This window comes from Actinomyces timonensis DSM 23838 (assembly GCF_000295095.1).
GTDB lineage: Bacteria > Actinomycetota > Actinomycetes > Actinomycetales > Actinomycetaceae > Actinomyces > Actinomyces timonensis.
In genome coordinates this window covers 84,665-108,831 of record NZ_JH806634.1, presented here as the reverse complement: position 1 = coordinate 108,831, position 24,167 = coordinate 84,665, and the positions used below count along the sequence as shown (strand labels likewise).

23 protein-coding genes and 2 pseudogenes are annotated in these 24,167 nt (G+C 71.8%); 14 read left to right on the top strand and 11 right to left on the bottom strand.

The annotated features are described in order from the left end of the window. Nucleotides 1-59: 59 nt before the first annotated feature. The gene (locus tag A1QA_RS0110760; RefSeq protein WP_154652387.1) at nt 60-1,928 is read right to left on the bottom strand and encodes an alpha/beta hydrolase; all 1,869 of its coding nucleotides are present in this window, start codon (nt 1,926-1,928) and stop codon (nt 60-62) included. A gap of 90 nt (nt 1,929-2,018) precedes the next feature. Between A1QA_RS0110760 and A1QA_RS0110755 the strand changes: the two genes are divergently transcribed. Continuing rightward, on the top strand, nt 2,019-3,305 hold the full coding sequence (locus tag A1QA_RS0110755) for a DNA recombination protein RmuC (RefSeq protein WP_017178911.1): 1,287 nt from the start codon (nt 2,019-2,021) through the stop codon (nt 3,303-3,305). A 39-nt stretch (nt 3,306-3,344) separates the two neighbouring features. On the opposite strand, the gene A1QA_RS0110750 is transcribed toward A1QA_RS0110755, so the two are convergent. Further along, the gene (locus A1QA_RS0110750) at nt 3,345-4,400 is read right to left on the bottom strand and encodes a 4-hydroxy-3-methylbut-2-enyl diphosphate reductase (protein WP_051000669.1); all 1,056 of its coding nucleotides are present in this window, start codon (nt 4,398-4,400) and stop codon (nt 3,345-3,347) included. A gap of 52 nt (nt 4,401-4,452) precedes the next feature. On the opposite strand from A1QA_RS0110750, the gene xseA reads away from it, so the two are divergent. The 3 genes from xseA (at nt 4,453) to A1QA_RS0110735 (ending at nt 7,126) form a co-directional block, all read left to right on the top strand. After that, nucleotides 4,453-5,763: an exodeoxyribonuclease VII large subunit gene (xseA, locus tag A1QA_RS0110745; protein WP_051000643.1), complete on the top strand. Its 1,311-nt coding sequence runs from the start codon at nt 4,453-4,455 to the stop codon at nt 5,761-5,763. Between the two features lie 86 nt (nt 5,764-5,849). Beyond that, nucleotides 5,850-6,101 (top strand): exodeoxyribonuclease VII small subunit, encoded by a 252-nt coding sequence (locus A1QA_RS0110740; RefSeq protein ID WP_017178908.1) that lies wholly within the window; start codon nt 5,850-5,852, stop codon nt 6,099-6,101. Nucleotides 6,102-6,142: 41 nt separating this feature from the next. After that, a complete protein-coding gene (locus A1QA_RS0110735; RefSeq protein ID WP_017178907.1) occupies nt 6,143-7,126 on the top strand; it encodes a PfkB family carbohydrate kinase in 984 nt (327 codons plus the stop codon). Nucleotides 7,127-7,146: 20 nt separating this feature from the next. Here A1QA_RS0110735 and A1QA_RS0110730 read toward each other — a convergent pair whose 3' ends face one another. Beyond that, nucleotides 7,147-7,935 carry an isoprenyl transferase gene (locus A1QA_RS0110730; RefSeq protein ID WP_017178906.1) on the bottom strand — a complete coding sequence of 263 codons (789 nt, stop codon included), beginning with the start codon at nt 7,933-7,935 and terminating at the stop codon, nt 7,147-7,149. 276 nt (nt 7,936-8,211) lie between these two features. On the opposite strand from A1QA_RS0110730, the gene trhA reads away from it, so the two are divergent. The 3 genes from trhA to msrA all read left to right on the top strand — a co-directional run bounded on the left by trhA (nt 8,212) and on the right by msrA (nt 10,329). After that, the gene (trhA, locus tag A1QA_RS0110725; RefSeq protein ID WP_051000668.1) at nt 8,212-8,853 is read left to right on the top strand and encodes a PAQR family membrane homeostasis protein TrhA; all 642 of its coding nucleotides are present in this window, start codon (nt 8,212-8,214) and stop codon (nt 8,851-8,853) included. Nucleotides 8,854-9,044: 191 nt separating this feature from the next. Then, nucleotides 9,045-9,536: a GreA/GreB family elongation factor gene (locus A1QA_RS0110720; RefSeq protein WP_017178904.1), complete on the top strand. Its 492-nt coding sequence runs from the start codon at nt 9,045-9,047 to the stop codon at nt 9,534-9,536. Between the two features lie 100 nt (nt 9,537-9,636). Next, nucleotides 9,637-10,329 (top strand): peptide-methionine (S)-S-oxide reductase MsrA, encoded by a 693-nt coding sequence (gene msrA, locus A1QA_RS0110715; protein ID WP_026048875.1) that lies wholly within the window; start codon nt 9,637-9,639, stop codon nt 10,327-10,329. A 151-nt stretch (nt 10,330-10,480) separates the two neighbouring features. On the opposite strand, the pseudogene A1QA_RS14470 reads toward msrA, so the two are convergent. Together A1QA_RS14470 and A1QA_RS14465 are read right to left on the bottom strand one after the other, a co-directional pair. Beyond that, nucleotides 10,481-11,079: pseudogene (locus A1QA_RS14470) on the bottom strand (LysE/ArgO family amino acid transporter). A gap of 85 nt (nt 11,080-11,164) precedes the next feature. Next, nucleotides 11,165-11,773 (bottom strand): DUF5655 domain-containing protein, encoded by a 609-nt coding sequence (locus tag A1QA_RS14465; protein WP_154652386.1) that lies wholly within the window; start codon nt 11,771-11,773, stop codon nt 11,165-11,167. Between the two features lie 67 nt (nt 11,774-11,840). Between A1QA_RS14465 and A1QA_RS0110700 the strand changes: the two genes are divergently transcribed. Further along, nucleotides 11,841-13,799 carry an ABC-ATPase domain-containing protein gene (locus A1QA_RS0110700; RefSeq protein WP_017178899.1) on the top strand — a complete coding sequence of 653 codons (1,959 nt, stop codon included), beginning with the start codon at nt 11,841-11,843 and terminating at the stop codon, nt 13,797-13,799. Nucleotides 13,800-13,955: 156 nt separating this feature from the next. On the opposite strand, the gene A1QA_RS0110695 is transcribed toward A1QA_RS0110700, so the two are convergent. Beyond that, nucleotides 13,956-14,510 (bottom strand): NADPH-dependent FMN reductase, encoded by a 555-nt coding sequence (locus A1QA_RS0110695; protein WP_017178898.1) that lies wholly within the window; start codon nt 14,508-14,510, stop codon nt 13,956-13,958. Between the two features lie 345 nt (nt 14,511-14,855). Next, the gene (locus tag A1QA_RS0110690; RefSeq protein ID WP_017178897.1) at nt 14,856-15,395 is read right to left on the bottom strand and encodes an NADPH-dependent FMN reductase; all 540 of its coding nucleotides are present in this window, start codon (nt 15,393-15,395) and stop codon (nt 14,856-14,858) included. A gap of 236 nt (nt 15,396-15,631) precedes the next feature. Between A1QA_RS0110690 and A1QA_RS0110685 the strand changes: the two genes are divergently transcribed. Continuing rightward, nucleotides 15,632-16,711, top strand: a complete 1,080-nt coding sequence (locus A1QA_RS0110685) for a hypothetical protein (RefSeq protein ID WP_154652385.1) — start codon at nt 15,632-15,634, stop codon at nt 16,709-16,711. A 56-nt stretch (nt 16,712-16,767) separates the two neighbouring features. Here the strand turns inward: A1QA_RS0110685 and ilvA are convergent, their stop codons facing one another. The 4 genes from ilvA to A1QA_RS16030 all read right to left on the bottom strand — a co-directional run bounded on the left by ilvA (nt 16,768) and on the right by A1QA_RS16030 (nt 20,443). Continuing rightward, the gene (ilvA, locus tag A1QA_RS0110680) at nt 16,768-18,354 is read right to left on the bottom strand and encodes a threonine ammonia-lyase, biosynthetic (RefSeq protein ID WP_017178895.1); all 1,587 of its coding nucleotides are present in this window, start codon (nt 18,352-18,354) and stop codon (nt 16,768-16,770) included. An 88-nt stretch (nt 18,355-18,442) separates the two neighbouring features. Continuing rightward, nucleotides 18,443-19,114 carry a response regulator transcription factor gene (locus tag A1QA_RS0110675; RefSeq protein WP_017178894.1) on the bottom strand — a complete coding sequence of 224 codons (672 nt, stop codon included), beginning with the start codon at nt 19,112-19,114 and terminating at the stop codon, nt 18,443-18,445. Next, nucleotides 19,111-20,073, bottom strand: coding sequence for a sensor histidine kinase (locus A1QA_RS0110670; protein WP_017178893.1), 963 nt, complete (start codon nt 20,071-20,073; stop codon nt 19,111-19,113). Before A1QA_RS0110670 ends, A1QA_RS0110675 begins: the two co-directional genes overlap by 4 nt. A gap of 88 nt (nt 20,074-20,161) precedes the next feature. Then, nucleotides 20,162-20,443, bottom strand: coding sequence for a hypothetical protein (locus tag A1QA_RS16030; RefSeq protein ID WP_017178892.1), 282 nt, complete (start codon nt 20,441-20,443; stop codon nt 20,162-20,164). Nucleotides 20,444-20,735: 292 nt separating this feature from the next. Here A1QA_RS16030 and A1QA_RS16220 point away from each other — a divergent pair, with 292 nt between their 5' ends. The 5 genes and pseudogenes from A1QA_RS16220 (at nt 20,736) to A1QA_RS0110640 (ending at nt 23,206) form a co-directional block, all read left to right on the top strand. Then, nucleotides 20,736-21,209, top strand: coding sequence for a PepSY domain-containing protein (locus tag A1QA_RS16220; protein WP_017178891.1), 474 nt, complete (start codon nt 20,736-20,738; stop codon nt 21,207-21,209). A gap of 221 nt (nt 21,210-21,430) precedes the next feature. Next, on the top strand, nt 21,431-22,195 hold the full coding sequence (locus tag A1QA_RS14460) for a formylglycine-generating enzyme family protein (RefSeq protein WP_017178890.1): 765 nt from the start codon (nt 21,431-21,433) through the stop codon (nt 22,193-22,195). Between the two features lie 126 nt (nt 22,196-22,321). Next, nucleotides 22,322-22,540, top strand: a pseudogene (locus A1QA_RS0110650) (IS5/IS1182 family transposase); the annotation flags it as partial. A 146-nt stretch (nt 22,541-22,686) separates the two neighbouring features. After that, a complete protein-coding gene (locus A1QA_RS0110645) occupies nt 22,687-22,884 on the top strand; it encodes a hypothetical protein (protein ID WP_017178888.1) in 198 nt (65 codons plus the stop codon). Continuing rightward, nucleotides 22,868-23,206 (top strand): type II toxin-antitoxin system PemK/MazF family toxin, encoded by a 339-nt coding sequence (locus A1QA_RS0110640; RefSeq protein ID WP_017178887.1) that lies wholly within the window; start codon nt 22,868-22,870, stop codon nt 23,204-23,206. Before A1QA_RS0110645 ends, A1QA_RS0110640 begins: the two co-directional genes overlap by 17 nt. Nucleotides 23,207-24,167: the final 961 nt, after the last annotated feature.

The window sequence follows — 24,167 nt, the reverse complement described above, 5'->3', positions numbered from 1 at the left end:
ACGCGCCCACTGACCTGCTCGTACCGCGCGCGCACCACATGCGCGCCCGGCCGCCCCGCTCAGGCGAGCGCGAGAGCGAGGTCCTGGATGGCGATGGACCAGGTCGGGAAGAAATCACCGATCCGGTTGCCCACCAGGGCGATCGCGAGAGTCCCAGCCAGGCAGGCCAGGGCCAGCACCGCCAGGCGCGCCCCCACCGGACGAGCCCCCCGAGCCCACGCCCCAAGTGCGCCCAAACGCACTGGCTTCGGCGCATTCTCGGCACCCCCAGCGCGCCCCTCCGACTCCTCCGCTTCCTCCGGCGTCTCCAGCGAGTCCTTCGCTCCCCGGGCACCGTCGGCTTCGTCCATCGCCGTCGACTCCGTCTCCGCGGACTCCCCCACGCCCTGGGCCTCAGCGGCGCCGCTGCGGCTGACCATGCTTCGTATCCGGCGCCACAGCGCCCGGAGGCCGCCCCGGCGCCACGGGACGATCGCCGCCACGCTCAGCACCAGCGCCGCGATCCACATGAGGATGATCGTTCCGGTCCCCTGGATGCCGGTGAAGACCTCCCGGATGACCTCCCAGGTGCCCGGATCGGCCTCATTCCCGGCGCCCGCCGCCGACTCCCCACCGGACAAGCCGTGGATCTGCTGCGCTGAGGACGGCTCCTCGGCGCTCGGGGTCGACAGCGGCGCATCAGCCGCCACCGGGGACGTCAACTGCGTGCCCCACCATGTCAGCGCCGTCGGGAAGGTCTGGCGCCACAAGGTGGCCGAGTGCCCACCGGACTGCGGGGTGACCATCTCAAGGGTGTCTGTGGGCGGTACCGCCGCCGGGAAACTGGCGCGCAGATCAGCGGTGCCTGTGTCGTCCTTCGCGGCCATCTGCCAGATCCGCAGGCTCTGGTGGACGCGGGTGCGCAGGAGGGTGCTCAGGGTGTTGGAGCTCTTGAGCTCGTTGCTCGTGGACATCGACCCGGTGAAGGGAACGTCATAACCGGACAGGGAGATCACATAGCCGTAGACGTCTGAGCGCATGATCGCCGTCCAGGTCGAGCAGAAGCCTCCGGAGGACACACCCCCGATCGCCCAGCCCGAGCGGTTCGGGCTCACGTTCGGGAAGGAGGCCCGCACGATCGCCGGGATATCGTCCTGCACCCAGGTCCCCACCTGGGCGTGCCCGACGACGTCCGCGCAGTCCGGCATGGCCGTCTGCCTCTTGTCCGCCTTGAGGCTCGGCAGCACGAGGATCGCCGGGGGCATCTCCCCCGAGTCGATCGCCGCCTGCATGGCCGAAGCCGCCTTGAGCGCGCCGACGACTCCGTCGGGGCTGCCGGGATCGCCGTGGAGCATGACGAGCACGGGGTACGTCTTCCCATCGGTCGGCGAGTAGCCGCGCGGGGTCCACGCCCACACCTCCTGGGTGACCCCGCTGCGCTGGCCCGTCACGGTGGCCTTCGAGAAGCCCGTGTACTCCGCGCCGCCCTTGATCGGCGCGAAAGTGGCAGCATCGGCAGAGGTGGGCGCCGCCGGGGAGGCCGGCACCGACGTCGGCTCCTCAGGGACGGAGAGCACCACGGGCCCATCGTCGGAGAAGGCGCCCGAGCCCCGGATCTGGGCGACGACGTCCCCCACAGTCCGCACGAAGCCGAGGTGCGCGTTCGCCCGCGCGCTCACCGCGCCCACCACGAGGATCTGAGTGAGGACGACGGCGAGCAGCGCCCCGAGCAGCGAGGCGCGCGGGAAGCGGCGCCGCCCCGGGCGGATCCGCGCCCACAGCAGCACGGCCGTGGCGAGCACGGCGACGACGGCGGCGATGCCGAGTCCCCTCACGAACCAGGGCGAGACGACACTGACCTCGGAGATACCCGCAGGTGCCAGGCCCGCGGCAGTGGGGCCGTTGAGGGAGGCGAGCGGTGCGGACGCGGCGAGGGGAAGGGAAAGCACGGAGCACATGATGCAACACAAGCGCGGCGCATCTGAAGTGAGCCTTAACGCCTCCGCATTGGTGTCAGATCCCTATGGTGCTATCAGTCCATGACCGATATCTTCCCCCTCCTCGCAGCCCTCCTCATCGGCCTCGTCCTGGGCCTCCTCACCGGGGCAGCGCTCGGCAACGCCCGGGCGATTGCCCGCTCCACCACCGCGCTCACCAGCGGCGATGACGCCACGTCGCGGTTGCGCGCGGAGGCCGCCGGGTGGCGCGCCCGCGCCGAGGAGCTGGAGTCACGCGCGCAGATCGCCGAGGAGCGCTCCGATCGGGACGGCTCCGTCCTACGGGCCCTGGCACCCGTGCGCGCGCAGCTGGAGCAGGTTGGGGCGCGCGTGGAGGAGATGGAGCGCCAGCGCGCCGCGCAGCACGCCACACTCACCGAGCAGTTGCGCGCCGGCGCGGCCTCTGAGAAAGAGCTGCGCCGAGCCACCACCGCTCTGGAAGCGGCGTTGCGCTCCCGCAGCGCCCGGGGACTGTGGGGAGAGGTGGAGCTCGCGCGAGTCCTGGAAGCCTCCGGGATGATGCGGCATATCGACTTCTCCGAGCAGCGCGGATTGGCCGGCCTGGCCCCGGCCGGGGCTCGCGCCACCGGAGGCAGTTTCACTGGTCGTCCCGACGTCGTCGTCCACCTGCCGGGGCAGGCGCACCTGGCGGTGGACGCGAAGGTCCCGCTCGATTCCTACCTGCGGGCCTGTGGCCTGGACAGCTCGCCAACGGCGGGCGCCGCCCACGAGCCCACGGAAGCGTCGCACGCCGAGGCGGGCGGGGCGCGCGCCGTCCCGCCCTCCGAACGCGACCGGCTTCTCAAGGCCCATGCCAAGGCGCTGCGCTCGCATATCGATGCCCTGGCGGAGCGCCACTACGACCGCTCGCTTGAGGGCTCGCCCGAGATGGTCGTGCTCTTCGTCCCCGCTGAGCCGATCCTGTCCGCCGCGCTCGACGCCGATCCGACCCTCATGGAGCACGCCCTGGATCGCGGCGTCGCGCTGACCACGCCCGCCTCGCTCCTCGCGTTGCTGCGCACCTGCGCCCTGGCGTGGGCGCGCACAGCCGTCAACGAGGAGGCCGCCGAGCTCCTGGCCCTGGGTCGGACTCTCTACCAGCGGCTGGACACGGTGGCTGAGCACCTCACCGCCCTCGGCAAGGCGCTCACCCGCTCCGTGTCCGCCTACAACAAGGCGGTGGGCTCGGTGGAATCCCGCCTGCTCGTCACCGCCCGCGGATTCGAGTCCCTGGGCGAGGGCCTGTCCCGCCCCTCCCCCATCGGCCTCGAGGACGCCCAGGTGCGCGCCTTCAGCGCCCCCGAGCTCACATCCAGCGAAGCGGAGTAGGCAGAACGGGAGGTGAGGGGGATGCGGCCCACAGGGGCGTCAGCAGGTGTGGTCGGCGACGGGCTCGCGGCGGCCGTGCTCGGAGGCGGAGTCCCCGGCGGCCGCCTTGAGGTCGGCGCGCAGGTTCTTGGGCAGGGAGAAGGTGATCTTCTCCGTGGCCGTGCGCACCTCCTCCACATCCGTGAAGCCCAGGCCCCCCAGGTACTCGATGACCTCGCGCACGAGGATCTCCGGCACCGAGGCGCCACTGGTCAGCCCCACAGTGCGGGCGCCGTCGAACCAGGCGTCGTCGATCTCGCGGGCGTAGTCCACGCGGTAGGCCGCCGGGGCCCCGGCCTCCAGGGCCACCTCCTTGAGGCGCACCGAGTTCGAGGAGTTCCCCGAGCCCACCACGAGCATGACGTCGGCATGCGGCGCGATCGCCTTGACCGCCGCCTGGCGGTTCTGGGTGGCGTAGCAGATGTTGTCCGTGGGCGGGTCGATGAGCCCGGGGAAGCGCTCGCGCAGGAGGCGGACCGTCTCCAGGGTCTCATCCACCGAAAGCGTGGTCTGGCTGATCCAGGCCACCTTCGAGGGGTCGCGCACGACGACGCGCTCCACCTCCTCGGGGCCATTGACCACCTGGATGCGCTCCGGCGCCTCGCCCTGCGTGCCCTCGACCTCCTCATGGCCCGTATGGCCGACGAGGATGATGTCGTAGTCATCCCCCGCGAAGCGCACCGCCTGCTTGTGGACCTTGGTCACCAGGGGGCAGGTCGCGTCGATCGTCTGGAGGTGGCGGGCCGCGGCCTGCTCATGCACCTCCGGGGCCACGCCGTGGGCGGAGAAGACGACGCGCGCGCCCTCGGGCACCTCATCGGTCTCGGAGACGAAGATCGCGCCGCGCCTGGTGAGGGCCTCCACGACGTACTTGTTGTGAACGATCTCCTTGCGCACGTAGATCGGCGTCCCGTAGTGGGCCAGGGCCTGCTCGACGGCGTCCACCGCCCGGTCCACCCCGGCGCAGTAGCCGCGCGGCGAGGCGACGAGGATCCTCTTGGCCCCGTCCGCGGGCGGGATCACGGGGGCAGTGGAGGGCGCGGGGGAATCTGTCACGGTCTCACTGTGCCACAGCGCCGCCCAGGCCCCCAGGCGGGAGCATGGCACAGTGGTGCATGTGACACAGCCCCCCGCCCCGGGCCAGGCCCGGCCGCTCGCCCGCCTCGCCCGCGAGACCACCGCGGAGAACCCGTGGCCCCTGCGCCTGCTGGCGACGAAGATCGAGGAGTACGTCTCCAAGATGACGCAGGTGTGGGTGGAGGGCCAGGTGGTCCAGCTCAGCCGCCGCCCCGGCGCCGGCATGCAGTTCCTCACCCTGCGGGACACCGACGCCGATGTCTCCATCTCCGTCTCCCTCTACACGCGCACCCTGGCCGCCATCGACCGCGTCCTGCCCGAGCCCCTCGACTCCGGCGCCCGCGTGGTCGTCCAGGCCCGCCCCACGTACTGGACCAAGCGCGGCACCCTCCAGCTGCTGGCCGAGGACATCAGGCTCGTCGGCGTCGGGGACCTCCTGGCGCGCATCGAGCAGCTGCGCCGGATCCTCGCCGCCGAGGGCCTGTTCGACGCCGAGCGCAAGCGCCCCCTGCCCTTCCTGCCCCGGAAGGTCGGCCTCGTGTGCGGGCGCGGCGCCAAGGCCGAGGACGACGTCATCGTCAACGCGCGCCTGCGCTGGCCGGGGCTCCCCTTCGAGATCCGCGAGGTCGCCGTGCAGGGCGCGAGCGCCGTGCGGGAGGTGACCGCCGCGATCCGCGAGCTCGACGCGATGGACGATATCGACGTCATCGTCGTGGCCCGCGGCGGCGGCGCCGTCGAGGACCTGCTGCCCTTCTCCGACGAGGGGCTCGTGCGCGCGGCGGCCGCGGCCCGCACCCCGCTGGTCTCGGCCATCGGCCATGAGACGGACTGCCCCCTGCTCGACCTCGTGGCCGACTACCGCGCCTCCACCCCCACCGACGCCGCCCGCAGGATCGTGCCCGACCTCGCCCAGGAGACCGTCGGGCTCGACAACGCCCGCGCCCGCCTGCGCGAGATCCTCACCCAGCGCCTCGACACCGAGCAGCGGGGCCTCGATCAGGTGCGCGCCCGCCCGATCATGAACGACCCCTCCGTCATCATCCGCGACCGCGTCACCGAGCTCGACGCCGCCCGCGAGCGCATCCGCCGCGGCCTCGACCATGCGCTCACCCTGGCGGCCTCGGACCTGAGGGCGGAGCGGGCACGGCTGACGGCCCTGTCCCCCCAAGGGGTGCTCGACCGCGGCTACACGATCCTGCGCAAAGCCGGGGGCGCCGTCATCACGAGCGCGGAGGACGTCAAGAAGGGCGACCTCATCGAGGGGATCCTCGGCTCGGGGCGGCTCGTCGCCCAGGTGGTGGGCGCCACGAAGCCCGCCTCGCAGATCCCGCCGAGCGATTGAGCCCCCACGCCCGCATGACCCCGTCCCCGCCCGGCTTGGCGGCACGATGCCACCCCACGGGGCCGATGGCGTGCGACAATCGCGCCATGAGCCTGAGCCCCGACTCCCCCGCGACCGCCTCCGGCGACAACGACGACGTCGCCACCCTGTCCTATGAGCAGGCCCGCGAGGAGCTCGTCGGCGTCGTGCAGCGCCTGGAGGCCGGTCAGGTCCCCCTGGAGGACGCGCTGTCCCTGTGGGAGCGGGGCGAGGCGCTGGCCGCCCGCTGCCAGGCCTGGCTCGACGACGCCCGCTCGCGCCTGGCCGCCGTCGCCTCCCCGGATCAGGACCAGGACTGATCGCCCGACCAACCGCCGTCATTGGAGCGAAGGAGCCCATCATGACCACTGCGACCACCGAGAACGCCGTCCCCACTCCCGCCGCTCCCGGCCCCGCCGGGACCGCGCTCGTCATCGGGGAGGCCCTGGTCGACGTCGTCATCCACCCCGGCGCCGAGCCGGTGGACATCCCCGGGGGCTCGCCGGCGAATGTGGCGCTCGGCCTGGCCAGGCTGGGACGCGACGCCGAGCTCGACTGCTGGATCGCCGACGATGCGCGCGGCCGCGCGGTCCGCTCCCACCTGGTGGCCGACGGCGTGCGCATCACCCCGGGCTCCGACGGCGCTGAGCGCACCTCCACCGCGCAGGCGACCATCGGCGAGGACCGGGCCGCAACCTACGTCTTCGACCTCGACTGGAACCCGCCCTACCCGGCCCCCGCCGAGCCCCCGATCCTCGTCCACACGGGCTCGATCGCGGCGATCCTGGAGCCGGGCGCGCGGACGGTCGAGCAGGTGCTGCGCGACTTCCGCGCCTCGGCGACCGTCTGCTACGACCCCAATGCCCGCCCCCAGCTCATGGGCTCGCCCGAGGAGGCGCGCGAGATCGTCGAGCGCCTCGTCGCCCTGTCCGACCTGGTCAAGTGCTCCGATGAGGACGTAGCCTGGTTCTACGGCATCGATGAGGACGACGACGCCGCCCTCGAGGGCGTCCTGCGGGGATGGCTTGAGATGGGCCCGGCGATCGTCGTCGTCACCCGCGGCAAGCGGGGGGCGCTGGCCCTGACGTCCTCGGGACTCCGCCTGGAGGTGCCAGCGGACCCGAGCGTCATCGTGGCGGACACCGTCGCCGCGGGCGACTCCTTCATGGGCGGCCTGGAGGACGGCCTGTGGTCCGAGGGGCTCGTGGGCGCCCAGCAGCGCGAGGCCCTGCGCGCGATCGACGCCGCCGCCCTGGAGCGGGTGGTCCGCCACGCCTCGCGTATCGCGGACATCACCGTCTCCCGGGCCGGCGCCAACCCGCCCACCCGCGCCGAGCTCGCCTGAGCGCGATCGCGCAGCGCGTCTCAGCGGCCCATTCGGCGCTCGCGCCCGGCGTAGTCGCGCAGGGCGCGCAGGAAGTCGACGCGGCGGAAGGCCGGCCAGTTGACCTCGCAGAAGTAGAACTCGGAGTGGACCGACTGCCACAGGAGGAAGCCTGAGAGGCGCTGCTCGCCAGAGGTGCGGATGAGCAGATCGGGGTCGGGCTGGCCCTTGGTGTAGAGGTGGTCGGTGATGTCCTCCTCGCTGAGGGAGGCGGCGACCTCCTCCAGGCTCGCCCCGGCGGCGGCGCGCTCGCGCAGGATCTCGCGGACGGCGTCGGCGATCTCCTGGCGACCCCCGTAGCCGACGGCGATATTGACCTCCATCCGCTTATCCGGCTCCCCCGCCTCCCCGGAGTCGGCGCCCGGAGCGGTGGCGGACACCGCGTCGCGCAGGCGCGCGGCGACCTCGGCGGGCAGGAGGCCGGTGGCGCCCATGAGGCGCAGCCGCCACCGGCCGGTGCCCGCGAGGTCCTCCACGGCCTGGGCGATGATGTCGAGCAGGGGGGCGAGCTCGGAGGGATCACGGGAGAGGTTGTCCGTGCTCAGCAGCCAGAGCGTGACGACGGTGACGCCCGCGTCATCCGCCCAGCCGAGGAACTCCTCGATCTTGTCCGCCCCGCGCTTGTGCCCTTGGGAGGCGCCGATCCCCAGGGCCTTGGCCCAGCGGCGGTTGCCGTCGAGGATGACGCCGACGTGGCGGGGCGCGCGGGAGGAGTCGAGGCGCGCGGACAGGCGGCGCTCATAGAGCCCGTAGAGGAAGCCGTCCGCCATGTCTCTCCTTCGCACGCGCGCGTGGGCCCGGCTGGGTGATGGCCCGGGCTTCGCCTTAGAAGCAACGGTATCGTGCGCGCCGCCCGAAAGTGGCGGTCCTTCCTCCCCATCCGAACCTACGGTACCGTAGGTTCGGGTCGCCGCCCCTGAGCCCATCGTCGGCGCCCTCCAGGAGGTTCGATGCGCACTGACGCTGACCCGCGCCGCGACGCGGGCGAGACCGCCCTCTCCCGCGAGCGGGGCGCGGGCCGCCAGCCCGCGCGGGCGCTGGCCAGGATGAAGCCCGTCAAGCCCCGGCTGCGCGGGTGGATCCACGCCATCACGGCGCCCTTGGCACTGGCGGCCTGCATCGTCCTGACCGCCCTGGCCAGCGGCGCGGCACTGAGGTGGGCCAGCGCCGTGTACCTGGCGTGCTCACTGCTGCTGTTCGCCAACTCGGGCCTCTACCACCTGGGCAACGGCCATTTCCCGCGAGCCGTCTCCGGTGCGCTGCAGCGCATCGACCACGCCAATATCTACCTGCTCATCGCCGGCACCTACACGCCCCTGTCCGTGGCCCTGCTCGATTCCGCGACGGAGCGCCTCGTGCTCGGCATCGTCTGGGGCGGCGCGGCGGCGGGGATCGCCATGTCCCTGGTGTGGCCAGGGGCGCCGCGCTGGCTGAGGACGGCCCTGTACATCGTGCTGGGCTGGGTGGCGGTCTGGTTCCTGCCCTCGTTCTGGCGCTCAGGCGGTCCCGCGATCGTGTGGCTGCTCGTGGCCGGGGGCCTGACATACACGGTCGGCGCGATCGTGTACGCGCGCAAGCGGCCCGACCCGCTCCCCCGCTGGTTCGGCTTCCACGAGGTGTTCCACACCTGCACGGTGGCGGCCTGGGCTTGCCACGCCGTGGCCTGCTACATCGCGGTGCTCGGCTGATCCCGGCCGCCCCGGCTCAGCCCTGCGACCGGAATCCTGCGGGCAGGCGCGATTCCCAGGCCGGTCTCAGGTCGACCGATGTAGACTCGCCCCTCATACGACCAACCCCGAGCGCCGCCGGTGCGCGTCGGGGTTGTTGCCGCGACACCGTCGTCGGCGCATCACTGACCACCACATCGAGGAGTACCCCCATGGCAGCGGACACCGAGAAGCAGGGAACCTGGCTGACCCAGGAGGCCTTCGACCGCCTGACCGCCGAGCTCGAGCACCGCAAGGGCGAGGAGCGCAAGGAGATCGCCCAGCGCGTCGAGGCGGCCCGCCAGGAGGGAGACCTGCGCGAGAACGCCGGCTACCACGCCGCCCGCGAGGAGGCCGCCCTCAACGAGGCCCGCATCATCGCGCTGACCGAGACACTGGAGAACGCCCAGATCGGCGAGGCCGCCGCTGACGGCACCGTCTCCGCGGGCACGATCGTCACCGCGAAGGTGGCGGGCAAGGAGCAGCGCTTCGCCCTGGGCGGCCAGGAGATCGCCGAGGACGTCCCCGAGGGCGTCAAGGTCTTCTCCCCCGACGCCCCGCTGGGCAAGGCCCTCATGGGGCACGCCGCGGGCGAGAAGGTCTCCTACGACGCCCCGAACGGCAAGAAGATCACCGCGGAGATCCTCAAGGTCAGCCGCGTCTGAGCAGGCTGCGAGCTGGGGCGGGGGATTCCCGCGCCTCGCCTTGAGCGAAGGGCGCCGGACCGACGGGGCTCACCGCACTGCGGGACGGTAGCGTTCTCATATGACCGCTCCGTCCCGCAATCACGTTATCCCCGGCCACGAGACCCCTGTGCTCCCCGAGCCCGGCAGCCACGTCGTCCTCGGCACTCCTCTGACCGGCCCCTGGCCCAAGGGCACCGAGGTCATCTACCTCGCTGGCGGCTGCTTCTGGGGCGTGGAGCGGATCATGTGGCGCCAGCCGGGCGTCGTCGTCACCTCGGTGGGCTACATGGGCGGGACCACGCCCAACCCCACCTACCAGGAGGTCTGCACCGCCCAGACCGGCCACGCGGAGACGGTGCTCGTCGCCTACAACCCCGTGGTCGCGGGGCGCGGCGGCGAGGCGCTGCTGCGCGCCTTCTGGGAGAACCACGACTCCACCCAGCTCAACCGCCACGGCAATGACATCGGCCCCCAGTACCGCTCCGCCGTCTGGACAACGACGCCCGAGCAGTACGCGGTGGCCACCGCCACGCTCAAGGCCTTCCAGAGCGAGTTGAGCCGGCTCGGGCTGGGCAGGAGCACGACGACGATCGATCCGGCGTCGGTGCAGTACGCGGAGTTCGGCGGCCCCTACTACCTGGCGGAGGACTACCACCAGGGCTACCTGGAGAAGAACCCGGGCGGCTACTGCAACCACGGGCCCAACGGCGTCACCTGCCCCGTGGGCGTCGCCAACCTGCCCGCGCAGACGGATGTACTGCCCCCTCAGTAGCCCGCGATCACGGAATGTGGCCAGGTTTGAGGATCCCTTTTCCTGACACCGCGTCACGTCGCACGTCGCCGCAGGTCAGAGAGGGTTGATCGCGAACCCCCTCTCGGCCCAGGCGGTTTCCGCCCCGAGCAATCCTCAAAGCTGGCCATTCTCACGCGCCGGTGGCGAGGTGCCAGGCCACGAGGAGCATGATGACGCCGACGAGCGCGTCGATCACCCTCCAGGTGCGGGGGCTCGCGAGCAGTCCGGACAGCGCCCGCGCCCCGAGGCCGAGCCCAGCGAACCAGATGACGGACGCGGCGGTGGCTCCCAGCGCCGCCCACCAGCGATCGGGGCCGAAGTGGTTGGTGACCGTGCCGAGCATGAGCACGGTGTCGAGGTAGACGTGGGGGTTGAGCCAGGTCAGGGCGAGCGTCGTGAGCGCGACCGAGCCCGCTCCTCCAGCGCCCCCGGCCGCAGCGCCGAGCGGAAGGAGTTGATCGCGAAGAACACGAGGTAGGCGACGCCGCCCCAGCGCAGCGCCTCCAGTACCCAGGGGGCGAGGGAGGAGACAACGCTGATCGCGCCCGTGCCCACGGCGATGAGGACGGCGTCGGAGATCGCGCAGATGAGCATGACCAGCCCAATGTGCTCGCGGCGCACGCCCTGGCGCAGCACCCAGGCGTTCTGCGCGCCGATGGCCACGATGAGCCCCAAACCCGTGCCGAGTCCGGTGAGCGCGGCGGCCAGGGAGGCGGGCAGTCCAGTCATGACCCGGGATCGTAGATGACGCGCCCACCCTCGCCCGGCGCCCAGTCGGATAACGGTCAGCCCGTCACTCACGACGGCGCGGCGCTCAGGCCGCCGCTTTCCAGGCCAGGCGCAGGAGTGGGAGAAGCGAGCTCGCGGCAGCGGCGGGCTCGACGGCGGCGCCCTCGGGGCCCAGCGGGGCGAGGTGGACGACATGCGTGGCCTGGGCGAAGCCCTTGGCATCCTCAAGGCGCGGGTCGTCGGGGACCTCGCCTCGGAAGCGCAACCCCACGCGGAGCCGGCCCTTCGTACCCGGCCCGACTGCGGCGAACTGGGTGCGGCGGACGACGGGGATGTAGGTGGCCCGTCCCTGCGCCTGCGCGCCGTCGAGCGAGAGCGCGGCGGCCAGCACGGCGTCGTGGAGCGGGCGCAGCGGCGCCTTCTTCCCGGAGTACATGGCCAGCACGTAGTCCTCGATCGTGGGCGGGACCCAGCCGGCACGGCGGGCGACGGCGTCGGCCACGGCCCATTGCGAGTTCTGGGGCAGGCCGTGGGCCTCTTTGAGCCAGGCCCGCACGCCTTTCTGGTCGAGGGGGTCGAGATCGCCCGCGCCGGCTCGCGCCTCGACGAGGGCGCACCAGGCCTCCAGGTCTCGTCCCGTGCGGGCCTCCATGGAAGCGGCGACGGCGCTCATCATGTCCTTCGGCTCATTCATGGCCTCAGTGTGGGGGCCGGGGACGCCGGATGGCGAACCCGCGCGCGCCGTGTGCCAGGATCTGCCCATGAGCGATGACAGGTACTCGGGCAGGGACGGCGGCTACGGCAGGCGCGACGATCAGCGCGGGGGCGATCGCGGATACCGGGGCCACCGTGACTACCGTGACTCCCGTGGCGATCGCGGTGGGTACCGCGACGGCGGTTACGGGGGCCGGGGCGGCTCCGGCTATCGCGACGGCGGGCGCCGCCGCTACGACGACGAGCCGCGCGATGGCGCGCTGAACGAGCTCGTCGGCCACCTCCACGCCCTCGATGGCCGCGCCTACCCGGCCTACCGCGCGATCGTCGGGCGCTACCTGGCCCCGGAGGGCTGGACGCTCCACATCGACCGCGTCCAGTCCGATCCCTACGCCCCGCCGACGCGCATCCGGGTCACCGCGCCCACCAACCTTCCCTCGCTGGCGCTCCTGGCCGAGGAAGGGCTACTGGCGACGGCGGACCGCCGCCTCGCGCTCGCCGACTTCCTCACCCGCGAGATCCACGCGGGCTTCAAGGGCACGGCCCTGTCCATCGCGGTGCCGGGCCAGGAGATCCTGGAGCGCTCCGCCGTCGTCCTCCTCCCGGCTGCCAACAGCCCCGACGGCCCAGACGACTCCGACGGCCGTGCCGACGCCGATAACCCCAGCAGCACGAGCGCCGCCGACTGGACCATCGAGGTGCGCGCCCGCATGTCCCTGCCCGCCCAGGGCCGCTCCATCCAGGGCCATGAGGCCGCCCGGATCGTCGGCCGGGACCTCACCCGCGAGATCGAGGAGGCCCTCGACCTCACCGGGGCGCGCGCCGAGCGGCTCCTCGCCCATGTGGAGGCCCTGGAGGACCACCGGGCGCTCACCGCCGCCGTCCGTGAGGCGGGATGGGTCTCCTTCCTCGCCGACGGCTCCCTCCTGCCGCGCCGCTCGGGCGTGAGCGATGAGCCGCTGCGCTCGGGCGCCGTGGCCTTGCGGGCCCCGGACTCCCTGGCGGCCACCGTCGAGCTCCCCCATGCCGGCGCGGTGCGCGGCACGGCGGTTCCCGCTGGCGTGACGGTGATCGTGGGCGGCGGCTACCACGGAAAGTCCACGCTCCTGGCGGCGATCGAGCGGGGCGTCTACCCGCATGTTCCGGGCGACGGCCGCGAGCTCGTCGCCACCGTCCCCGACGCCGTCAAGGTGCGGGCCGCCGATGGCCGGGCCGTCACGGGCGTCGACCTCACGCCCTTCATCTCCCACCTGCCCGCGGGCAGGGACACCGCCGCCTTCACCACCCGCAACGCCTCGGGCTCGACCTCCCAGGCGGCGGCGATCATCGAGGCCGTCGAGGCGGGGGCCACAGCGCTGCTCCTCGATGAGGACACCTCGGCGACGAACCTGCTCATCCGCGACGCGCGCATGCGCTCCCTCGTGGCCGCCGAGCGAGAGCCGATCACCCCGCTGGTGGACCGGGTCGGAGCGCTGTCCTCGCGCCTGGGCGTCTCCACGGTCATGGTCATGGGCGGCTCCGGGGACTACCTGGACGTGGCCGACCACGTCCTCCTCCTGGACTCCTACGAGCTGCGCGACGCCACCGAGCAGGCGCGCGCCGTCGTCGCCGATCAGCCCAGGGAGACGACGGCGCTGGACGACTTCCCCCTCGGGCCCGGGCGCGTCCCGGCCCCCTCGCCCGCGCGCACGCGGCGCGGCCCGATCCGCACCCGGGCGCGGGGCACCGACTCCCTGACCCTGGACCGCGAGGAGGTCGACATCTCGGATGTGGCAGGGATCGTCGACCCGGGCCAGGCCGAGGCGACGGCCCACGCCCTGCGCGCCCTGCTGGAGCAGCGCTTCGATGCGGCCTCCACGCTGCGCGAGTGCCTGGAGGACTTGGAGGCCCTGCTCGACGACGAGGGGCTGGACGCGCTCGACGAGGGCGGGGCGTTCCTCGTGCGGCCACGGATGGTGGATGTGGCGGCGGCGGTCAACCGCTACCGGCCGCTCGAGGTCGACTGAGCCCACGGGGCAACGGCCCACCGGACGCTCACAGCCCTCACGGCCCTCACGGTGAGAGAAGCGGGCCCGGTGACCATGTGGTCACCGGGCCCGCTCGCGATGCGGAGTTCCCGCTGGGCCCAGTGGCCCAGCGGCAGCCCCCAGACTCTCGGGCGCTCAGCGCAGGGTTGCGAGGGCCTTGTCCTGGGCGACGAGGGCCTGGACGAGACCGGCGACCTCGCCGTCGTGGAAGGCGGCGGGGGCGAAGGCGCCGCCCGCGAAGTCGGTGGCGAGGTGCAGGTTGACCTGGGCGCCGACAACGCCGGTGGTGAAGTTGGCCAGGATGGCGCGCAGGTGCTCGATCTGGCGGTGGCCGGCGGAGTAGGAGTAGCCGACGAGGCCGACGGCGCGGTTGGCGAGCACGGAGGGGGTGATGAAGTCGATGGCGTTCTTCAGGCCGCCGGGCACCGAGTGGTTGTACTCGGGGCTGACGATGATGAAGGCGTCGAATCCGGCGAGGGCCTCGTTCCACGCGACGGCGGCCGGATCCTTGGCCGGGGCCATCATGGGGGGCAGCTCCTCGGTGAAGATGGGCAGGTTGAAGGCGGCGAGGTCGAGGATCTCGGCCTGGACTCCCTCGACCTCGTTCGCCTTGGAGGCGACCCACTCGGCGACGGAGGCGCCAGCGCGGTTGGGGCGGACGGATCCGAGGATGACGGCGATCGTGGTCATGACAACTCCTTGATGTCTCGGGGTACCGCGTCTGCAGTACTTGAATCATCAAACAGTCTAGGCCTTTCTTCCCACCGCGAGGGCGCCGGGGGCCATGACTCGCGACACAGTCGTGAGGCCGGGAGGGCGCCGTCGAACCGCGCGACGGGGAGGCCCGGCCGTCTACGACGACCAGCGACAGATAGGCCCGAAGGACACCGGAGCACGGAAAACGCCTCTCGCGCGGGCCAACAGGTTGGTCCGCGCGAGAGGCGTGGCGCCCCGGGTGGCGCCGTCGCGGCGCTTCACCCCCGTGTCAGGTCACCGGGGTCAGCGCTGCGGTGCGTCAGGGACGGGCAGAGAGCATCAGTGGGTGGCGGCGACGATCGCCTTGACCATCGCCGGGACCTCGCCCTCGTGGAAAGCCGCGGGGGTGAACTCGCCGTCGGTCCAGTCGGTCGCGACGTGCAGGGCGACGTGCGGGCCGACGACGAAGGAGTTGAAGGAGCCCAGGACCTGGCGCAGGTGCTCGATGGCGCGCAGGCCGAGCTGGTAGGAGTAGCCGACCATGCCGATGGCCTTGCTCTCCAGGACGGAGGGGACGAGGTAGTCGATGGCGTTCTTCAGGGAACCGGGGATCGAGTGGTCGTACTCGGGGGTCACGAAGATGACGGCGTCGTAGGAGCCGAGTTTCTCATTCCAGGCCACCCCGGCGGGGTCCTTGGGCATGGCGATGGCCGGCGGGAGCTCCTCGACGAAGAAGGGGAGATTGAAGTCGGTCAGGTGAAGGACCTCAGCCTCGACGCCCTCGACCAGGCCGGCCTGGGCGGCGACCCAGTCGGAGACGGCGGCACCGGCGGAGGTGGGGCGGACGGAGCCGTGAACGACGGCGATACGGGTGGTCATGAGGGACTCCTTGCAGGAATTGCGAACGTTTAAAGCATTAGCCAATAAGACCAATGCCTTCTAGTCGATACGCGAATCAGTTTAGTGGCCGGGCCCCACTTGTCAAAGCCTCCTCACATGGCCCTGAGACCACATATAGGCTTGTCATGACCCACATATCTCGAGATGCTCCGGTTCGGCGCCCTGTTGAGGAGGGTTCCTCTCGGGGCGCGCGCTCTCAGCCTAGCGTCGTCGGCATGAGCACAGTGAGACCAGCACGACACCATTCCCGCCAGCACCACTCCAGTTCCCGATCAGCGCGCTCCCGCCGTGCGGCGGGCATCGCCGCCCGAGCCGCCTCCCGCCAAGCACTCCCCTCCTCTTCCCCGCCCGATCCCTTCCTGCCCGACCTCTCGGTTCGCGACGCCGACTGGCTGCGCGCGGAGATGCTGCGCCAGGTGGGCCTGCGCTTCCCCGGGAGCCGGCTCGATTCCCCCGTCTCCCTCCGCACGCCCCAGGGGGCGAGGCTCGTCCTGCACCGCATCGCGGCGTGCCTGGCCCGCACGGAGCGGGACCTGTGGGAGGAGGCGGTCGGCCACCACATCAGCGGGCTCATGGCGGCCGTGCGCCCCGATGGCACGCCGCGCGAGCTCGAGGACTACTCGGACGAGGAGATCCTGGGCGCCCTGCGGCTGCGATTGGTGCCGCCGAGCAGGAACATCCCCGCGGAGGCCGATGAGCCGGAGATCGCCCCAGGCCTGCGCCTGACCCGCGTCATGGATATCGGCGGGCTCCTGCTGTCCCAGCCCTCGGCCCGCCTCAACGAGCGCCTGGGTGAGGAGCGCGTGGATGCCGCCGCCGTCGCCAACGCGCGCATCGTCCTGGACATGGCGGAGCATGTGGACACGGGCGAGGGAATCCACCTCATCGGCTCGGAGTCGATGCTGACCGCGGCGCTGGCGATGAGCCTGACCGAGGTCTGCGAGCAGCGGCGCATTCCGCATCCGCCCGACGGCTTCGTCCTGGCGCTGCCGGAGCAGGAGACACTCGGGATCCTCCCCCTGTCCGAGGGAGTTGATGAGGCGCATCTCGACGCGCTGCTGACGTGGTCGCTCACCCGGTGGGGGCACGCGGAGCACCCGCTGTCACTCCTGCTCTACCACGTGAGCGCCGACGGCGTCTGGTCCCCGCTCATGGCGCCGGGGCCCTCCATCGAGCGGCCGCTCATCACCCTGCGAGATCTGCCCGAGTCGATCTGGCGCCACTTCGCCTGGTTCTTCACGCCCTATGACGACTACCCGCCGGACGCGCTGCCCGGCATGGCCTTCGGGCAATGAGAGCGCGTCTCCCGGCCCGGGGGCGCTGGCGCGGCAGGCGGCGGCGCGGGTGGGCCTCAGCGCGCCAGGAAGAATCCGGCGGCGGGATCCTCCGTCTCCTCGTGGTAGGCGTAGCCGAGGCGATCCATGTGCTCGCGCAGCTCGCGGGCCTCCGCCTCTGGGCTGAGGCCCCGCTGGCCCACCTGGAAGGCGCACAGGATGCGGCCGTAGTCGGCGCCGTCGGTGCGGTAGTGGAAGAGGGTGACGTTCCAGCGGGTGCCGAGCACCTCGAGGAAGTGGACGAGGGCGCCGGGCGACTCGGGGAACTCGAAGCTGAAGAGCCGCTCGGCCACTCCCGCCGGGGCCCGCCCGCCGATCATGGATCGCACGTGGACCTTGGCGAGCTCGTCGTCGGTGAGGTCGACGACGCCGTACCCGGCCTTCTCCAGGTCGGCGACGATCTCGGCGCGCTCCTCGCGCCCGCGGCTGAGCCCCACGCCCACGAAGATGCGGGCGGGGCCGGACTCGAGGGAGCCGTCGGAGCCCGCCGCGACCCGGTAGTTGAACTCGGTGACGCTGCGGCCGCCGAGGATCCGCGCGAAGCGGAGGAAGGAGCCGCGCTCCTCGGGGATGGTCACGCCCAGGATCGCCTCGCGCTGCTCGCCGATCTCGGCGCGCTCGGAGATGTAGCGCATCTGGTGGAAGTTGAGGTTGGCTCCCGACACGACGCAGGCCAGGCGCTCCCCCGTCAGGCGGTGCTCCAAGGCGTAGCGCTTGAGGCCCGCCAGGGCGACGGCGCCGGAGGGCTCGGAGATGGCGCGCAGGTCCTCGAAGAGGTCCTTGACGGCGGCGGAGACCTCGTCGGAGGAGACGGTGATGACGTCGTCGAGCAGCTCGGAGCACAGGCGGTAGGTCTCGTCCCCGATGCGGCGCACGGCCACGCCCTCGGCGAAGAGCCCCACGCGGCCGAGGGTGACGGGCTCCCCCTCGGCGATGGCCGCGCTCAGGCAGGCCGACTCCTCGTGCTCGACGCCGATGACGCGCACGTTCGGCAGGAGCTGCTTGATGAGCACGGCGATGCCGGAGGCCAGACCGCCCCCGCCCACGGGCACGAAGACGCGGTCGAGCCCGGCGTCCTGCTGGATGATCTCCAGGCCGATGGTTCCCTGGCCGGCGATGACGCGGGGGTCGTCGAAGGGCGCCACATACGTCAGGCCATCCTCGTCGGACAGGCGCTGGGCCTCGGCCTTGGCAGCGTCGAAGTTCTCACCATGGAGCAGCACCTCGCCCCCCAGGGCGGCGACGGCGTCGACCTTGATGCGCGGGGTGACGGTCGGCATGACGATGAGGGCGCGGCAGCCGAGCAGGGCCGCGGAGCGGGCGACGCCCTGGGCGTGGTTCCCAGCGGAGGCGGTGACGACGCCGCGGGCGCGCTCGTCGTCGGAGAGCATGCGCATGCAGGTGTAGGCACCGCGGATCTTGAAGGAGTGGACGGACTGCAGGTCCTCGCGCTTGGCGGCCACCTCGCAGCCCAGGCGCGCGGACAGGGAGTCCATGCGCTGCAGGGGCGTGTGCTCGGCGGCCTCGTAGACGGGGGCGCGAAGGATCGCGCGCAGGTACTGGGAGGAGTCCCAGGGAGTGTCGGTGCCGGCGGGTTCGTTCACGCCGTCAGCCTAGAGGAGTCCGCTCGCCTCCCCGCTGGCGGCGCCAGTCCGTGGGCGCCGCGCGCCCTGGCGGACGGGGCGGAGGGCGTCAGACGGCGGCGAGGCGGTACCCAATGCCCCGCAGGGTCTCCAGGCTGTGGCGCTCGAAGGGGATGTCGATCTTGCGGCGCAGGTTGCGCATGTACGCCTCGACGATGTTCTCGCTGCCCTCGAAGTCGGAGCCCCACACGTTGTCGAGGATCTCCGCCTTGGAGACGGGCTCGCCCACGTGCCGGGCGAGGTAGTGCAGGAGCGCGTACTGCTTGGCGGTGAGCGCCACCTCCTGGCCGGCCACGCGCACGGTCTTGGCCACTGGGTCGAGCGCGAGGGCGCCGGCCTCGATGACGACCGGCCTCTCGGGGGCGCCCCGGCGCACGAGGGCGCGCAGGCGGGCCATGAGGACCACGAAGTGGAAGGGCTTGGTGAGGTAGTCGTCGGCACCCAGGTCGAAGGCGTCGGCCTCGTCGTACTCGCCGTCCTTGGCGGTGAGCATGAGGACGGGGGTCCACACGCCCGCGGCCCGCATCCTCTCCAGGATCGTGTACCCGGAGTGGCCCGGCAGCATGATGTCCAGGACGACGACGTCGTACGGGTTCTCTGTGGCCAGCCATAGGCCGTCGACGCCGTTGTGGCAGATGTCGACCACCATGCCCTCCTGGGCGAGGCCGCGCTGGATGGCCTGGGCGAGGGGGACCTCGTCCTCGACGAGCAGGATTCTCATGGCATTGCTCCTGTGGGGTGGGTGGGGACGGCAGGGGGCGCCTGCTCGCCGTCGATGCGGGGCAGGGTGAGGGTCATGCGGAAGCAGCCCTCGGGGGACTCGCCGGCGACGAGGGTCCCCCCGTGGGCTCCCGCGAGCATGCGGGCGATGGCCAGGCCGAGGCCGGAGCCGCCGCGGTCGCGCGACCGCGACTCGTCGAGGCGGGCGAAGCGCTCGAAGACGCGCTCGCGCAGCTCGGGGGGCAGGGCGGGGCCCTCGTTGTCGACGTGGACGCGCACGATGTCCGCGCCGCCCTGACTGGTGGGCTCGACGGTGACGGCGATCCAGCCGCGCGAGTGGCGGTTGGCGTTGTCCAGGAGGTTGCGCAGGACCTGGGCGAGGCGGCCGGCGTCGCCGCGCACCTGGGCAGCGTCGAGGCGCAGGCGCACCTCGTGGTGGGTGACGGCGCGCAGGCGGCGGACCTCGGCCAGGACGACGTCGTCGAGGTCGCAGTCGGCCATGCGCAGCTCGAGGCCGCCAGCGTCGCCCTTGGCGGCGGTGAGCAGGTCCTCGACGAGTCCGGCCAGGCGGCGGACCTCCCCGGAGACGACCTCCCTGTCGATGAGCGCCGTGGCCCCGGGGGCGGCTGGGGCGCCCGGCGAGCCGGGGGCGCCCTGGGGGCCGGCGGGCCCGGGCGGGGCGGTCTCAACGTGGATCTGGAGCGTGGCGACGGGGCTGCGCAGCTCGTGGGAGGCGTCGGCGATGAAGCGCTTCCGGGCGGCATCGGAGCGGGCCAGGCGCTCCAGGGTGCCGTTCATCGTGCGCGCGAGGTGGGCGATCTCGTCGTCGGCGGCGGGCACGCGCACGCGCCGGTCCTCCCCCGCGTCGGTGATGGCGGCGACGTCGTCGCTGATGCGCACGACGGGCCGCAGCGCGCGGTGGACGGCCAGGCGCACGAGAACGGCGACGATGGCGGTCATGCGCCCGGCGGGGGTGCGGGTCGCCTGGGCGGCGACGACGCGGGGAACGGCGCCGTCGGCATCACCGGGCTCCCCGCCGTCCCTGCCGTCAGCCCTGCCGCCGGTGCCGTCGAGAACGGCGGTGGCGGGCTCGTCGTCGGCGGGTGGGGCGATGAGGGGGGGTGGCGGGCAGGCCGGAGTCCTCGGGGGCGCTCACCGACCCGTCGGCGGCGATGATCTGGAGCTCGCAGCCAGCGGCGATCTCATCGGGGGCGAGGATCTCGGAGGCGGGGGTTCCAGCGGCGAGGCGGTCGGCGGCCTGGGCGGCGCAGTCGAGGGCGGCCGCGCGGGCGTCGTCGATGAGGGAGGAGCGCAGGGCATGGGCGACCACGGCCGAGCCCCCTCCCAGCGCCGCCGCGGTGCAGAGCGTCGCGACGGCGGTGACGCGCGTGGCGATGCCCCAGCGGCGCCATCCGCGCGGGCGCCCGGCGCGGGGGCTCCCGTTGGCGCGTGGTGGCTCATTCGCCGTCTCCTCTCTTCTGCTCTGCCAATTGTCCCCGAGCGGTGCGATACCGCGAAGAAGCCTGCTTCAGGCTGCGTTCAGCGGCCCTCGGGCAATCTCGTATCACCGCAAGGCGCCGGACGAACCGGCCACCACCACACCGCGCAGCAAGGAGAGCATCATGCGTATCAACCTCAAGAAGACCGCCATCGGAACCGCCATCGCCAGCGCCGTCGTCGCCGGGGGCATTGGCCTCGGAAGCCTGACGGCGCAGGCCGCCCCCACTGACACGGAGCCTTCCGCGGTGAGCGTCGAGCAGGCCGAGGCCGAGATCCAGGCCGACCTGAAGGCCGAGACGACGATCAGCCAGGAGCAGGCCGAGCAGGCCTCCCTGGCGGCCAACCCCGGCGCGAAGCTCGCCGGCGAGACCGCGCTCGCCTCCTGGGATGAGGAGACCGGCCCCGCCGTCGTGTGGGAGGTCCTGGTCACCGACGCCAACGGCCAGGAGGTCGCCGTCATCGTCAACGCCGCCGACGGCAGCGTCATCGAGTCCGAGGCGCAGGCCTGCCCCGGTGAGGGCGAGACCGAGAGCGTCGACGCCGCCGAGGCGTCCAACGCCCCCGCCGCCCCGGAGGGGGAGGGCGCCCAGGGCTGATCCACTCACTGACCTGACTCCCGCAGGCGGGCCCGGGCATGGGCCTCGCGCCTCGGGTCCGGGCATTGTCACTCACGGGTCCCGCCCCGCTCCTCATCGTCACCGAGGAGCGGGGCGGGATCCGTTGCGACTGAGAACCGCGGAGATCAGCAGGCCCATCGTCGCGCGCCACTGACCCCAGGGCGGATCACCCACGATCGCGCCGCTGATAGAGTCGATGGGTGGTGCTGTTCGAGATGGCGCGGATCCAGGGCGGCGAGTTCGTGATGCGCGACGCCCGGACCTCCTCGACGCGGGCCGTCGCGGTGGAATCGTTCAGGCTCTCAGCAACACCTGTGACAGTGGCGCAGTTCTCCGAGGTCCAGATCGGTCATGCCACCGATGATTCAGTCAGCGCCCCGGTGCGCGGGGTGTCGTGGATCGAGGCGGTCCGCTGGTGCAACACCGCATCCATCGCCGAGAACCTCGACCCCGCGTACCGGATCGGCTGCGCAACCGTGTTCTGGGATGTTGGTTCCGACGGGTACCGGCTCCCCACTGAGGCCGAGTGGGAGTGGGCCTGCCGCGCAGGCACGGAGGGGCCTCGCTACGGGGAGGTCGGGGATATCGCATGGACGGAGAAGGACGGGCTCGACGGCCCCGCACCTGTCGCGACCAAGCAGCCCAACGCGTTCGGACTGTACGACATGCTGGGGAACGTTTGGGAGTGGTGCTGGGACTACGCCGATCCCGCGCGGTACGCGGACTACTGCTCCCTCCGAGGAGGCGGATGGGCGGACAAGACGTGGAGTTGCCGCGCTTCCGTGCGACGCGGGAGCATGCCCACAGCCCGGTTGGACGACGTCGGATTCCGTGTCGCCCGGGGCGCCATGGAGCCGTCAGGTGATGACGAGGTCCAGGGCTGGTCCCACCAGCGCGACGTCGCGCGAGCGAGCATCACTGGGCCTATCCCCTACGGTTGGACACCGCTCCGCGAGATCACCTAGAGCGGGGATCTCATGATCATCGGCATCATCCCAGCACGATGAGCCCCGGGCGCGTCCGCAAACGAGACCAGTCCCGCACAGCGGTGCGGCACGGCGCCATCGCAATGAAAAGCGGAAGAGCCCGCCAAGGGCCAACCGCTCCAAGCCGGGGCGAGGTGGGTGGTCGAGCGCACGAACTCGTGGCATAACCGGGGCTTCAAGAAGCTCCTCATCTGCACCGAGAGGCGAACCGTCGCGATCGAGGCGTTCATCGCGCTGGCCAACGCCATCATCATCACCCGCAGGCTCATCGGCGAGGCCTGGACTCGCTACCGCTGGACGAACCGACCAAACCGGAAGCCCTGACCTACCGGCGCGACCTCTAAGCCGGAGTTCCACCGAGCCCAGTACCCGGTTCCAGTGTGAGCAGGCCCTTCCTTCGGAGGTCGGAAGAGATCAGGCGACCATCTCACCTGTAGACGGATTCATCTACACCGTCTACGCTTGACGACATGAGCGAGACCACCACCATTCGCGTGAGGCGGCAGACGCACCACCGCATCACGCGGCTAGCCAAGCAGAACAATGAAAGCGTTGACCAGACCGTGGATCGCGCCCTCCGCGCCTTGCGCCAGCTGTCGATAGGCCGCGATCTGAACGCCGACCTGGACCCGGATGAGAAAGCGTGGCTCAATGCTGAGCTCGGGTGACATCGTCGAGGTCGATCTTGGCACGCCCATCGGGAGCGAAGCGGGTCTTCGCCGCCCCGGTGTCGTCGTCACCGCGGACGGCGTCCTGCAAGGCGATCCCAACGTGGTGCAGGTGGTCCCGCTGACCCGGACCATCCGGCCCAGCGGGGCGGAGGTCTACATCGAACCCGATGGGCAGAACCAGCTCACGGCCCCCTCAGCGGCGCAGTGTCAGCATGTGCGGTCTGTCTCCGTCGCGCGGCTGTCTGATAACCGAGGAGTCGTAGGGCCAGTTCTCCTCAGCGAGATCCGTGAGGTGCTCGGGCTGCTCCTGGATCTGTGAAAGCCTCGACACCCCTCGTACCCCCGCGCCCACCACTACGTCCACACTTTCAAACCGGAAGAGCCCGTTTTCTGTTGGCTCTGGTGTCTGCTGGCGCTGGGGTCGATGGCCCGGTCGGCGGTCTCGGCGGGTGCGCGGAGCACCGGCGGCTGCGCGGAGCACCTTCGGCTGCGTTCCCACCGCGCCCCACGGTGCAGGAGGCACCCCGCGGCGGACTCCAGGCGCTGGCCGACGACGCCCACGCCCCGCTCCGTGCGGACTGTCTGTACGCGGGTTCGGGGCACAGGACGGGGGTTCGGGGCACAGGACGGGGTCGCTACCCCCGTTCAGTGGGGGAAGACCCCGGACAGAGCGCCGAACCCCCGTCCAGAGGGCCACGACGGCCGCCTATCGGAGGAGGCTTCACCTGGGCTCACTCATGGGCTCACACGGTTGACGCCCCGCCCCCGCACTTGCGGATGCGCGCCGGGGTTGTGGACGTTCCCCCGGGGCGCGTCGGCAACCCTGAGGCGCGTCGGCAACCCCCGGGCGCGTCCGCAAACGAGGCCAGTCCCGCACAGCGGTGCGGCACGGCGCCATCGCCACGAAAACCCACCGTCCGCCCAGCACAAAGCGCCCCATACGCCCGCAATTCCATGTCGGTGCGCCGCCCTGAATTGGAACGCCTTTTTCCGGCACCTCCTCCCGGAACACTTCCGTGTCCTTGCCGGGGAAGGAGGGAGCCAGGGAGGAGGTGAGGGCCGTGAACCGTCCGAAAGGCCGGCACGCCAAAGTCCGCAAGGACAAGGAAACGGCCCGGCAGGTGAGCGACGTCATTAGCAGTATCGCTCGCCTGGTCCGGGCCGTCGGTGTCCTTGTGGATGCCCTCGGTCGATGGTTCACATGAGTCACCGGCCTCGGGGACCCATCCGGGGATGCATCCGGGTGGGTCCCCACCATTGTGGCCCACACGCGGCTGGAG